Raw genomic sequence first — 13,080 nt, 5'->3', positions numbered from 1 at the left:
TCCCTTCATTATTTTGTTGGTGCTCCTCGATATCTCGCTTCACGTAGCTCGAGAGCATAGGCTGCAACATTGGGCATCCCCATTATTTCAGCTTGATGTATTTCTCTTTCAATATCATAAGGAATCCTCACTATTTCAATTGAGAAGGGACCTTCTTGTTTAGATTGATAATTGCCATGCATAATCGCAAAAGTTGCCTGTGGAATATCTAATGAATTACCGACACTGCCACAATTAAATAATGTTCTTTGCGGTTGAATTGGTTCAATGAGCGCAGCATGAATGTCTCCGAATCCAATTACATCAGGCTTCCTCTCTTGTTCAAGCGGCTTTATCCATTCACTTATTTCAAACATCTCATTTTTCTCTTTGGTCGTGGCCTTCATTGGGATGATTCTATGATAAACACTCTTTGCTGAAGCATGATAAAGTCGTATATATTTTCCACTCATATAAAAATCATAATGGAAGGGTAAACTCTGTAAATAGTCCATAGCTTCTCCCTCCAGCTGCTTCTGATGCCACTCGATTTCTTCACTATCAATTGGCTTTGTAATAAAATCATCCCAATTCCCTTGCAGTACCACATCACATGTTTCTCTTACTTTATGTACTACCTCTAAACCACTCGGACCCTTACCAATTAAATCACCTAAGCAAAAAATCTTATCTATTTTTCTTTCTTTTATGTGATGTAGGACCGCTTCTAAAGCTGTCAAATTACCATGAATATCTGAAATAATTGCAATGGCCATGGTCATTTCCTCCTTCGTGCTTGTTGATTATAGTATTTTGTCATAAATAGCAGTATTATTGTTGAATTGGTTACTCTATTTTGTTCAAGAGAGGCGATTCTTCTTTCTGTGACTATCTCAATTGTACTTCTTTCCCTGAAGTCAGTTATTACTTCTTTTGCGACGGTCTCACTTGAGATTCCTTTAAGAGATCCGCAGCCTTTCATTTGCCACTTCCTCACTTACCACCGAGGAGGGCAATACCTCTCTATTGCCAACAAACGACAATTCATTACGAAAAGTCTACTCCTCTTTCACTGAGCAGTAAAGGGTTTAGCAATTACTAAGAACTCCCCCTCTCTTCCTTCCATTTCTTTTCTACGAATTAAACATGAATGTATTGTGTTCTTGCCATGATTACTGCTAAAATTTATGTTAAAATAGCAATGAATAATCTTTTAATCAAGGAGACGAACGATGTCAAAAGTATATATTTTCGGTCATAAAAACCCAGATACTGATACGATTTGCTCTGCAATTGCCTATGCAGATCTCAAAAAAGAATTAGGTATGGATGCAGAACCAGTTCGCCTTGGCGAAATTAACGGAGAAACACAATACGCATTAGACTATTTCAAGCAAGCGGCACCGCGCTATGTAGAAAAAGTAGCTAGCGATGTAAAGGAAGTCATTCTCGTTGACCATAACGAATTTCAACAAAGTGCAGATGATATTCGTGATGTCCAAATTCTTGAAGTCATTGACCATCACCGTATTGCCAACTTTGAAACAAGCGATCCTCTATACTACCGTGCAGAACCAGTCGGGTGTACAGCAACCATTTTAAACAAAATCTATAAAGAGAATGGTATAGAGATTAAAAAAGACATTGCTGGTTTGATGCTTTCAGCTATCATTTCTGACTCTTTACTTTTCAAATCACCGACATGCACAGAACAAGATGTAAAAGCCGCTCAAGAGTTGGCTGAAATTGCTGGTGTCAACCCACAAGTATATGGTTTGGAAATGCTTAAAGCCGGTGCAGACTTAAGTGAAAAAACTGTTGAGCAATTGATCACACTTGATGCAAAAGAATTTCAATTAGGTGAACACAAAGCTTATATCGCTCAAGTAAACGCTGTCGATTTAGACGATGTCCTTAAACGTAAAACGGAAATAGAAGCCGCAATGATGACAGCGATTGTTGATAAAGAATTAGATTTATTCCTATTTGTATTAACAGATATCCTTAACAATGATTCAATGGCTATTGCTCTTGGATCCCAAGTAAAAGCTGTGGAACAAGCATTTGAAGTCATTTTAGTAGATAATCAAGCTCTACTAAAAGGTGTTGTTTCTCGTAAGAAACAAATCGTACCACCATTAACAAATGTATTAGCTTAATTATTTATAAAAGTATCCTCATTGCAAAAAGAGGATACTTTTTTTATGGAAAAATATATGTATAAAAAAGGATATATATACAAATTTTAATAAAAAGGAGGTAATATGATGAAAAAAATCCTAACATTTATGTCCATTGTTTTTCTTGCAACTAGTGTCATGACTCCTATAGCGAATGCCGAGGGCCACCATAAACACCGAAATCATAAAATGCACGGGATGCATGAGGCATTTAACCAATTTCTATTCGACCAATTTGATGAAGAGATTAATAAAGCCGTCAGCAACTATTACAAAAACAATTCCATGAAGGTGCAGTATCATACAAAAGGTCAGCACCCTCATGCACTGGTAAAAATCGTACAATCTAAAGAAGAAAATAAACTGAGTCACCCCTATATATTAACTTTCATCGTCAATACTTACGAAGGTGATCAGACGGAACCCGCTGGTATTGATAAAATCAGCTTTGGTGTCACACCACTTGATAACAACAAAGTATTTAGCCAGCAAGCTGTGGCAGGTTCTAAAGTTGAATTAATCGAGTTTAAACATCATGACCCTAAAGAAAAAACAGAAACAAACAAAAACGCCGAATAAGGCGTTTTTTTGCATAATAGCCTACACATTTGAAAGAATAAGTATTAAAACATTTAGAGGTGATAACCATGCAAGCTGTCACATACCAGGGACCTAAAAAAGTAGCAGTAACAAAGGTAGCCGATCCAAAGATAGAAAAGAAAGACGATCTTATTGTAAAAATAACCTCAACGGCTATTTGTGGATCAGACCTTCACTTATATCAGGGAAATATGCCACTACCGGAAGGCTATATCATTGGTCACGAACCAATGGGAATCGTAGAAGAAGTAGGTCCAGATGTGACAAGGGTTAAAAAAGGCGATCGGGTTGTTATCCCCTTTAACGTATCATGTGGACATTGTTTCTACTGCGAACACCAAATGGAAAGCCAATGCGATCATTCTAACCCTCATTATGATTCAGGTGGATACTTTGGCTATGCAGAAAAATTCGGTAACTATCCTGGAGGACAAGCAGAATATTTGAGAGTTCCATTTGGAAATTTCACCCCTTTTATTGTGCCTAAAGATTGTGAATTAGAAGATGAATCTCTGCTTTTTTTATCTGACGTATTACCTACTGCCTATTGGAGTGTACTTCACTCTGGAGTAAAAAAAGGAGATACAGTAATCGTTCTTGGTTGCGGACCAGTTGGGCTAATGACTCAAAAATTTGCCTGGATGATGGGAGCCAAAAGAGTAATTGCAATCGATTATTTGGACTATCGAATGAATCATGCAAAAAAAAATGAACAAAGTAGAAACATTTGAATTTACAAAGTATCCTGATATGGGGGAGCATTTGAAAGAAATCACCAATGGTGGTGCGGATGTTGTCATCGATTGCGTTGGAATGGACGGAAAAAAATCTCCAGTAGAATTTCTTGAACAGAAACTTAAATTACAAGGCGGCACTTTAGGACCCATCCAAATTGCCACAAAAGCCGTAAGGAAATTCGGAACAGTTCAATTGACTGGCGTATATGGAGGCAATTATAACGCATTCCCACTTGGTCCATTTTGGGTCAGAAATATACAGCTTAAAATGGGGCAAGCTCCTGTCATTCATCTGATGCCAGAACTTTACCAAATGATACAAGAAGAAAAGCTTAATCCTAAAGAGATTATCACACATAAAATCTCTTTAGCAGATGCCAGTCATGGATACCAGATTTTTAATAACCACGAAGATCAATGTATAAAGGTAGTATTAAAACCGTAAATAATGAAATTGGACGCTCATAATGGAAAGATGGCTTTTCATTTATTTGAGAGTTACCTGTTTGACCAAACTTCTTGCAAGCTTCTTCACTATGTAATGTGAGGCAATTAGATAGTGCAAATTTTTAATCTATACATTCGATAAGTAAATGATACAAATTTTACAACCCCCAGAGAAAGTATTGTTATAACAAACAAAATAGAAATGAATTCCTCTCAAATGCACTGTTAATGGACGTTCTGTCTATATTGCGAGTGGATACAAGCTCACTAAAAGTCCCTAAAGATTTTAATAAAGGACAGATAAAGACATAAAGATACTGGTTTTAAATTTATATATAAATACATCAAAATGACAGCCTTTTAGACTTTTCTATCAATATAACAAAGAAAACCCGCCTAAATTTGCAAGTTTTCTTTGTTATACTTTTGTCTCTTCTTAAATTAAAGCCTTATTAGTTATATAGCCCAAACGTGATCATTGATCAAGTTAGTATTATTCTATTTCAAAATCCTTTATATTGGCTATGGGATGAAGTATTGCTTCGGCATTAAATGTAGAAAGTGCTTCACCTTGCTGAACCTTTTTAACCCAATCATGATCAGCTAAGGCTCCTTTACCAAGAGCCACTAGATCGGCACCTCCATCGGTTAACATTTCAATTGCTCGATCTACATTTTCGAGTTGTCCATTTGCGATTATCGGTAATTCGCTGTATTTTTTTGCAAGCGATACAAGAGAAGTCTCACTACCTTCGAAGGCAGGTTGCCAAGCTTCAAATTCTGTTACGTGAATATAATTTAATCCTGACTTACCTAATGCACTAAATATGATCTCTGCATCTACTTCTTTGCCTGACCACTTATAAAAGTAGTCATTGACTTGTGATTGTGAAATTCTCATCCCAACAATAAACTGCTCATCCGCAACAGCTTCCGTTACACCGTTGGCAACTTCAACAAGAAACCGTACTCTATTTTCGGTGCTCCCCCCATATTCATCTGTCCGAACGTTCGTGTACTCTGTTAAAAAAGCATCTAATAAATAGCCGTTTGCACCATGCAATTCTACACCATCAAAACCAGCAGACTTTGCTTTTTTTGCCGCCTCTACAAAGCTATATTTAACATCCACCATTTCCTCTTTTGTAATGGTTCTTGGCCGTTTAAAAGCGCCTTCTCCAAGATAGAATTTTAACTGCTCTCCTTTCGGTTGAACAGCAGATGGCGCTATGGTTTCTTCAGTAAATCGATTTCCTTGGGAAAGTGGTCCGGTATGTTGTAATTGCATGAAGATTTTTCCACCTTCTGAATGAACAGCGTCAGCAATTTTCTTCCATGCTTTCGCTTGTCCATCCAATGCAATACCCGGTTGAAACTGATACGTCTGACTGTTCTTTTCATCTATATAGGTGCCTTCCGTAATAATTAGCCCAAAGCCACCCTCTGCAAAAGAACGGTAGTATTTAATCATCTTGTCTGTAATGAAACCTTCTTGGTCTGCACTAATTCGCGTCATAGGTGCAACCGCTACTCTATTTTTAAGTTCTGTATTGTTGATGTTGAATGATTGAAACAAAATATTTTTATCCATCTTAAGATTCCTCCTGTTGAATTGATAATTGACAACTTCTTAGTAAATAGCTTAAATGAAGTATGTAGTTTAGTAAAATGAATATATTAAAATTAAACATTCAATAATATTGAACTAACATAAGGGGTTATAAATATGGAGTTACGTCAATTGATTACATTTAAAACCATTGTAGAAAAAGGTAGTTTTAATAGAACAGCCCAACACCTAGGCTATTCACAATCCTCTATTACAACACACATTAAAGAGCTAGAAAAAGAGTTAGACAATCCTTTGTTCGACCGATTAGGAAAAAAGGTAGTTTTAACGCATTTTGGAAAACAATTCTATCCATATGCTACCCAAATTATTGAACTTTACAATCAATCTTTAAATATAGATAAAGAACCACTTGGTCAACTAACCATTGGTATATCTGAATCGTTGACCATCTGTCGAATTCCACTTATTCTACTTGAATTTAAACAGAGATATCCAAAGGTTAATTTACATGTCAAATCAATAGAGAACTATGATGTTACTAAGAGTCTACAAAGCGGAGATATTGATTTAGCACTCATTTTGGAAAAAGAAGATTGGGTTAATGAAAATCTATTTATTAAGGAATTGATTAGAGAGAAAATGGTATTAATTAGTCCCAATGAAAAAGGCTTTTCTAGAACCGCATTGTATGCTGATTTACGATGTAGTTACAAGTCTGTTTTTGATGAGTATATAAAATTTAACCAGTTAGATATTGAAGCTAGTTTAGAGTTTCAGAGCATTGAAGCCATTAAGCATTGTGTTAAACATGGGTTGGGCATATCATTAGTGCCTTTGTTCTCAGTGAAAGAGGAATTGAAAAATGGGGTGTTTAAGGGGGAAAAGGTATCTAATAAGCAATCGTCGATTTCAACTTATATGACGCATCATAAAGATAAATGGATTTCTCCATCGATAAAGTGCATGATGGAAATCGTTCAAGAGCATGCAAGTCATTGGGAATAAAAAAAGAGCTTCTTAGCTCTTTTTTTATTTGCCTTCCTATTAGTATTAAGAAGAAAAAGCCACCTATTGGTAGCTATTCATTTTTTTGTCTGCTAATTTACTTCTATCTTCAGACAATGGGGGTTGTTCGATCCAACGATTCTTAATCATTAGATTAATCCATTCATTACCAATATCTAAATCATCTGCAATTGCTTTCATGTATTTTGGTGATAAATCTCGTCTTGGTGAAGTAGCCCAACCGGTCCCGTAATACACCATTGCTGTTGAAAATAAAAATCCTACTTGGAACATGATGAGTTTTTCAGAGAATGGTGAGTTCGTCGAATCTGTAATTTCAGCATCAAAAATAGACGGATTCGGGAGGTTTTCTGCTAGAAAAACTTCAAAAAACGTCCTTACATGCTTCTCTTTTGTCTTTACAGCTTTCTTTAATAATTTTTTTACATCTTTTGATTTTGCCACTTGATGAGCAAAAACTACAAATGCCTTAGCAAATATGCTTTTCTTTAAATTAAAATAAATATCTGCTATTTCAATGCAGCTTAATGGCCTTTTTTCTCCCAACCATCCCGTTAAATAACTTTTATCATCTATATATTCTGCTCTATCTGGAGGGGTAATCACAGGGGGACGCAAATACAATCCTTTTTCTAAAAGTAAGTTTTTCGTTTGGTTACACAATTCCACCGAAGTAGTTATACATTCACTAAAATAATTTCGAACATCTACTCTAGTACATGTAGTTATTGCACCACTATAACCATTACAACCATGTATGGACATAATGTTTAAATAATTTAAACAAAAAACATCAGAGAAAACGCGAGGTACATTTGGTATGTAATCATTGTCAGAAAATCCAATGGGAATCGGAAAACTTTCACTTTTAAAGAACTCTTTAATTTTTCGTGTATGTTCGTGGCTAATGGCCATTGCATATTCAAATACACTTCTTATTTCAGTATCCTCTATATGTTCCAACATATGTTTGTGAATACAAATACTTGCCGTTTCGTTCATATACTGTGTCCATAATGCAGCAATCTCAGCAGACGTTAATTTTGCTTTAGATGTATTGTTCATTTTTTACTCCTCGCAGCTTTTACTCATAAGGTGTCCCATTCACCAAGTAATATTCGATGTTAAAGTTACTAAGGATAAAAAGGAAATTCAATTGCATTTTAATAAACCCTGTTTTAAAAAGAATAAAGGTAATAATTAACTTAAACTCATAATTTATTGGGAGTTTGAAAATGATAACTCGTAAAGGTGGAACAGCATGAAATATTCTCCACTAGAGAAAATATTATGGAGTATTGCTTTACCAGGGCTTGGTCAATATTTAAATGGAAAACTATTTAAGGGCACCGTTTTTCTCATACTAGAAATATTTATAAACATTAAATCACACTTTAATGAAGCCATTATATATAGTTTTAAAGGGGATATTCCTATGGCTATAGAACAAACAAATTATCACTGGCTTATGTTTTATCCTTGTTTATATTTCTATGCGATTTGGGATGCTTATCAAGAATCTGGTGCAGGAAGTAAATATTCATTCATTCCATTTGTGTGTTCGGCTTATCTTGTTACAGCTGGTTTGTTATTTTCAGTAGACTTTACGATTTTCGGTATACTATTGGGACCTGTTTGGTTACCAATGTTATGTGTAATTCCTGGAATAATTATAGGAAATATATTTATGAAGTTAATACTTTTAAGTAATAATTAAATGCTAACGACGTAGAAAACATTGTGCCTCCCAATCCACACTTCCGCTTCTGATTTTCCTTCTTCATTGTTAGAAAGTATGGCACAAACACATAATATTTCTTTTATTGACCGTCATTCCAAGTGGCATGAGAATCGGTTTTATCACTACAATATAATACTTATTGTCCTATATTAAATAGAGAGTCAAGACTAAGAGAGAAACTAAAATAGAAAAAAAAGGAAAATGACGTGTACCTATTCACACGTCATTTTTTGTAATTTATCAATAAAGATCCAAGGACAAAGAATTTTTGTTTATCCTCTTAGTTATTATTTAAGTTAATAAACATGGTTTTTAACCCACGAATAATGATACTTTGTCTCCACTCTAGTTCAGACTCGGGGACAGCTAAGCTTACTTTGGGAAAGGTCTGCAATAATATACGTAAAGCGATGTCCCCTTCTAATCTTGCCAATGGTGCACCTAAGCAATAATGAATTCCTTTTCCGAAGGCAATATGTGGGCTCTTCTCTCTTGTAATATCTAACCGCTCTGGATTTGAGAAAACTTGCGGATCGTGATCAGCTGAAGCAAGAGAAACAATGACATGATCACCCTTTGCAATTTCCTGGCCCATAAAGGTAAAAGACTCACTTGCCCAACGGTCCGTACTGAACTCAACTGGCCCGTTATATCGTAAAAGTTCTTCAATTGCCTGTGGCATCAAGTCTGGGTTTTCTTTTAATAATTGTAGCTGATCTGGATGTGACAATAAGGCGAGTAACCCGTTGGCGATTAAATTTACTGTTGTCTCATGCCCTGCTACGATTAATAACATGATGACACCGATTAGCTCACGCTTCGATAATTTATCCCCATCCTCCTCCGCTCGAATTAAATCAGAAAGTAAATCCGCCTGCGGAGAAAGTTTTTTTTGTTCAATTAAATTTTCCAAGTAAACAATGAATTCGCCCATCGCTTCGTCGTGATCTTCGGGATCCATTACATCTACTAACACATGTGACCATCGTTGAAAATCCATTTGATCAGCTTCAGGCACACCAATCAATTCACAGATGACACGAATAGGAATCGGAAATGCATAAGCTTCTATAAAATCAACCGTCTCTTTTCCCTTCATTAGTTCCGCTTGCTCGAGAGCAATCTCTTCTACTCTTCCTTTAAGCGCATTAATTTTTTTAGGCGTAAAGCCATATTGGACAAGATTGCGTAATCTTCTATGGTCAGGCGGGTCAACAAATAACATACTACTCGCAATCGGTGGCATATTCTCATCTGTTATTTCGTCAGGATAGACTTTTCTCATATCTTTTATAAAACGTGGATCTTTCAACACCGCTTCACTCGCTTCATAACTAAATGCCATCCAAGTCTCCATACCACTGAATAACTTCACCTTTGTAAATGGCTGGTGTGGTCTAATTTCTTTGTAATAATCATAAGGGTTTTGATGAAACTGATGTGAGAAAATCTCATCTGTTTTTTGTGGCAAATCGCTTCCTCCTTTATTGACTCTGTACTGTATCTATTCTTGGCGATCGCTTTAAAACCCTTTAATTTGCGTGTAAACTGATACGATAAATGAACTGATAAATAGCTAACTGACAGTAAAAGCCATCTCAGCCCTCGTCTAAGATATATTTAACACAATCAAAATGAATTCGTTAAACAAAAAAAGCCTCTATTAAAATAGAAGCTTACATTTGCAAAATCCAAACGATGAGTGGTCCGATGATTGAACCGATAATGGCACATATAGACATTGTAATGGAGCTAATTGAAAAAGCGAGCTCATCATATTCAGCCGCTTTTGCCGTACCCATTGCATGTGAAGTGCCGCCAAGTGCAATTCCACGGCCAATAGATGTGTATATCCGCAAATATTTAAAAATATAAGGGGAAATAATTACCCCGAAGATTCCCGTAATCGTTACCCCGACAACTGCCATGGAAGCATTACCTTCTAACACTTTAGCTACTTCTATTGCGACAGGTGTTGTAAGTGATTTTGGTAGCATTGAAATGATCAGTGCAGAATCAATACGAAGTGCCTTTCCAAGGAGACCCACACTTAACATCGCTGTTAGAGTTGCAATAAACGCCCCACCTATAATCGTGAAAAGGTATTTTTTCAAAAAATCACGTTGTTTGTATAATGGATAGGCTAGGGCAACGACGGTCGGACCTAATAATGATGTAATGAACTGCCCACCTTCCATGTATTTATCATATGAAATACCTAAGCTTACTAGAATGATAATCATTAGAACTGTACCTGACAAAATTGGTAACAAGATAGGTAGTGGATACCTTTTATATAGCGATGAAACAACGAAGTAGATAACTAAAGTGAGAAGTATCATAGAGATTGAGAAGAAGATGTCTCGCATGCTTGATCCGCCTCTCTTTGTTGTGTCTTTTTCGCAAAATACTGGGTTGTTTTACCAGATACTGCCATTGTAATCATTGTACTCACCAATATCGCAATAATCAGTAATAATCCGTGCACAGATAGTAATTCTGGGTAATCCATAACCCCCACCGTTGCTGGAATAAAAAACAACATCAGAATACTAAGCAGAAACTGCGCACCACTCTCTATCATTTTGACGGGCACAATGTTAAAACATAAACAAACAAATAATAGCAACATACCAATAATATTTCCTGGTATGGTTAATGAGAAAAAATGCTGAATAGAGATTCCTATAAAGGAAAAAATATATAAAATACAAACTTGTAAAATAACCAATAAAACTTTCATCATTCACGCTGCTCTATTTTCCTGAGCAACTGCCCTTCTTTCTATTAATAGGATGATAGATTGGCCATCATTTCAGAATAAAAATGATCAAGATGTCTAACCATAGCCTTTTTTGTGCGATCAATATCTCCTGACCTTAACCCTTCTATGATCAATTGATGTTCATTATAAACCGTTTCGATACTCACTCTTTTATTTAATATATATAACCCATACCAATTTACATAATCTATTAAATTACGAATAATTTGATACAATCTTTCATTGTTTGTTAACTCTGCCAAAAATAAATGAAAGGCAGAATCATGATACATAAATGCGACAGGATCCTCTTTCAATTCAAAAAGTTGCTGGTCCTTTTCCTCTAGTTTATGTAGCATCTCCTGATTTAATAATGGGATTAAAAGTTCAATGACGAGCGCTTCATTCGCTTTTCGCAATTGAAATACTTCATTGACATCTTTACGCTCTATCTCTTTCACTGAAATCCCTTTTCTCGGTAATGATTGTACCCAGCCTTCCATTTCTAATTGTTGAAGTGCTAACTTTAAAGGCGTCCGACTAATCCCTAGGCTTTCGCTCAAGGTACGTTCATGAATCGTTGAGCCTGGTGCAATATCATGTTGAATAATCGCCCTTTTTATTTCACGATAGGCATGATCCTTAAAAGAAGGTGGTTGTTCAACCTTTTGAAAAACCATACAATCTCCCCTTTGAAAATTTGGTATCTGCATCTGGTATACCAGATGCCAACTAAGAAAGTATACCAGTTGTTGCAATAAACAACAATAGGTGATTGTAAAGAATATATGCTTGATATCTTTTTATCATCACTATATATTTCACACCCACTTATTATGACAAGAAAAAGACTCCCTAGATGAGAGTCTGAATAAACAAAATATCTTACTTACCGTAGATTATCATGATTGTTTCCATTCCATTGAAATATTTCTTGGTTGGAATCCCAGTGACTCGTACAATCCAATGGCTGGGTTACCGTGATAAGCTGTTAATCGAAATTCTTTGAACTGTTGTTTTCTTAGCTCCTTCATCGCTGCCATCATTAATTGCCGACCCATTCCTTTTCCTCTATTGTTTTCTTGCACATACAATTCATAAATGAAGCCAATTTCTTGCTCGGTCATTTCGTCTCTTTTTCCACCAAGCAGCACCCATCCCATTAATTCATCATGTTCTACAGCAACAAGATATTCTCCCCCGTTACTTCTTATAGATTGAACCATCTCTCTCAGTTTACGCTCTTCTGGTTTAGAACGGTTTAATGTACCTTCATACACTGATTGAACAGATAACTTTAAAATACTTTCTACCTCTTTTTCAGTTGGCTTTCTGATCTCCAATGTGTTTCTCTCCTTTTCTTGCTGGTTTCCAATGCGTCCATTGTCTTATATCTTGGTCAGCTAACCAATCGTAAAATTGCTCACTATTTATGATTCCATTTTCTAAGACTGCTCGATACACAAAAATGGAAGGGTAGGTTAAGTCTCTCTTAGAGAGTTCCTCTTTTATTGATAGGATGTGTGTTCTTGATTCATTTGTTAACGAATATTGCATATCCTTCACAAGATCCCTAGACAAAGGTCCCTTATGACTTTTTGGGAATAACCACATATCGATTTTCCAAATTTCTAGATCATCATACTTATATAAAATCTTAAAATAGAGGCCATTAAATGATTCATTCATGTAATTGTGATATTTAATATCTACTATTTGTGGGTGGTCAACAACCTCCGCTAACATTCTAAACACTTGATTGGCATTAGGTTCATCACAAAAGACTTCGATATCAATATCACGATCGACCATTAAATCATAAGCATAGGCTCCCACTACATATCCTTCTCCTATTCGAGACCACCTTTCAAGTAAAGAAAGCTCCTTCAATATTTGTTTAGCGCGCTCTTTTCGTTTCCCTGCTCTTTCTAATAACATCGTAACCTCCAACTATTTCATTTTTAAAAATTATTTGATTTTATTAAATGTAAGAGGTTTTGTCAAGATAAAAAACGCGTGGTCTCATCTCCCAC

Annotated in this window: 14 protein-coding genes and 1 pseudogene; 5 read left to right on the top strand and 10 right to left on the bottom strand. The window is 35.8% G+C overall.

The features are described 5' to 3' along the window. Positions 1-8 precede the first annotated feature (8 nt). Together LG276_RS03470 and LG276_RS03465 are read right to left on the bottom strand one after the other, a co-directional pair. The gene (locus LG276_RS03470) at positions 9-755 is read right to left on the bottom strand and encodes a metallophosphoesterase family protein (RefSeq protein ID WP_404293483.1); all 747 of its coding nucleotides are present in this window, start codon (positions 753-755) and stop codon (positions 9-11) included. A gap of 2 nt (positions 756-757) precedes the next feature. Continuing rightward, positions 758-961, bottom strand: coding sequence for a hypothetical protein (locus LG276_RS03465; RefSeq protein ID WP_404293480.1), 204 nt, complete (start codon positions 959-961; stop codon positions 758-760). 250 nt (positions 962-1,211) lie between these two features. Between LG276_RS03465 and LG276_RS03460 the strand changes: the two genes are divergently transcribed. From LG276_RS03460 to LG276_RS03450, 3 genes and pseudogenes are all read left to right on the top strand, one after another. Further along, positions 1,212-2,138: a manganese-dependent inorganic pyrophosphatase gene (locus LG276_RS03460; RefSeq protein ID WP_404293477.1), complete on the top strand. Its 927-nt coding sequence runs from the start codon at positions 1,212-1,214 to the stop codon at positions 2,136-2,138. A gap of 108 nt (positions 2,139-2,246) precedes the next feature. After that, on the top strand, positions 2,247-2,738 hold the full coding sequence (locus LG276_RS03455) for a DUF3888 domain-containing protein (RefSeq protein ID WP_251163261.1): 492 nt from the start codon (positions 2,247-2,249) through the stop codon (positions 2,736-2,738). Positions 2,739-2,806: 68 nt separating this feature from the next. Next, positions 2,807-3,941 (top strand): annotated as a pseudogene (locus LG276_RS03450) (zinc-dependent alcohol dehydrogenase). Positions 3,942-4,436: 495 nt separating this feature from the next. Here LG276_RS03450 and LG276_RS03445 read toward each other — a convergent pair. Next, entirely contained in the window at positions 4,437-5,534 is a 1,098-nt protein-coding gene (locus tag LG276_RS03445; protein WP_404293475.1) for an NADH:flavin oxidoreductase, read from the bottom strand. A 135-nt stretch (positions 5,535-5,669) separates the two neighbouring features. On the opposite strand from LG276_RS03445, the gene LG276_RS03440 reads away from it, so the two are divergent. Next, the gene (locus LG276_RS03440; RefSeq protein WP_404293473.1) at positions 5,670-6,521 is read left to right on the top strand and encodes a LysR family transcriptional regulator; all 852 of its coding nucleotides are present in this window, start codon (positions 5,670-5,672) and stop codon (positions 6,519-6,521) included. A 63-nt stretch (positions 6,522-6,584) separates the two neighbouring features. On the opposite strand, the gene LG276_RS03435 is transcribed toward LG276_RS03440, so the two are convergent. After that, complete coding sequence (locus LG276_RS03435) at positions 6,585-7,607, bottom strand: DUF3231 family protein (RefSeq protein ID WP_404293470.1); 1,023 nt, start codon at positions 7,605-7,607, stop codon at positions 6,585-6,587. A 196-nt stretch (positions 7,608-7,803) separates the two neighbouring features. Between LG276_RS03435 and LG276_RS03430 the strand changes: the two genes are divergently transcribed. Further along, positions 7,804-8,259, top strand: a complete 456-nt coding sequence (locus LG276_RS03430) for a hypothetical protein (RefSeq protein ID WP_404293467.1) — start codon at positions 7,804-7,806, stop codon at positions 8,257-8,259. Positions 8,260-8,563: 304 nt separating this feature from the next. Here LG276_RS03430 and LG276_RS03425 read toward each other — a convergent pair whose 3' ends face one another. The 6 genes from LG276_RS03425 to LG276_RS03400 form a co-directional block, all read right to left on the bottom strand. After that, positions 8,564-9,754: a cytochrome P450 gene (locus LG276_RS03425; RefSeq protein ID WP_224938986.1), complete on the bottom strand. Its 1,191-nt coding sequence runs from the start codon at positions 9,752-9,754 to the stop codon at positions 8,564-8,566. A gap of 205 nt (positions 9,755-9,959) precedes the next feature. Then, positions 9,960-10,652 (bottom strand): LrgB family protein, encoded by a 693-nt coding sequence (locus LG276_RS03420; protein ID WP_224938987.1) that lies wholly within the window; start codon positions 10,650-10,652, stop codon positions 9,960-9,962. Beyond that, positions 10,622-11,029: a CidA/LrgA family protein gene (locus LG276_RS03415; protein WP_404293464.1), complete on the bottom strand. Its 408-nt coding sequence runs from the start codon at positions 11,027-11,029 to the stop codon at positions 10,622-10,624. The genes LG276_RS03420 and LG276_RS03415 overlap by 31 nt, the downstream gene beginning before the upstream one ends. Before the next feature lie 41 nt (positions 11,030-11,070). Next, positions 11,071-11,727, bottom strand: a complete 657-nt coding sequence (locus tag LG276_RS03410; RefSeq protein ID WP_251163267.1) for a GntR family transcriptional regulator — start codon at positions 11,725-11,727, stop codon at positions 11,071-11,073. A gap of 222 nt (positions 11,728-11,949) precedes the next feature. Then, positions 11,950-12,390 (bottom strand): GNAT family N-acetyltransferase, encoded by a 441-nt coding sequence (locus LG276_RS03405; protein ID WP_404293462.1) that lies wholly within the window; start codon positions 12,388-12,390, stop codon positions 11,950-11,952. Continuing rightward, positions 12,368-12,985 (bottom strand): hypothetical protein, encoded by a 618-nt coding sequence (locus tag LG276_RS03400; protein WP_404293460.1) that lies wholly within the window; start codon positions 12,983-12,985, stop codon positions 12,368-12,370. The genes LG276_RS03405 and LG276_RS03400 overlap by 23 nt, the downstream gene beginning before the upstream one ends. Positions 12,986-13,080: the final 95 nt, after the last annotated feature.

This window comes from Cytobacillus kochii, from assembly GCF_044790165.1.
GTDB classification, from domain to species: domain Bacteria; phylum Bacillota; class Bacilli; order Bacillales; family Cytobacillaceae; genus Cytobacillus; species Cytobacillus kochii.
This window is presented reverse-complemented; position numbering and strand designations above follow the sequence as displayed.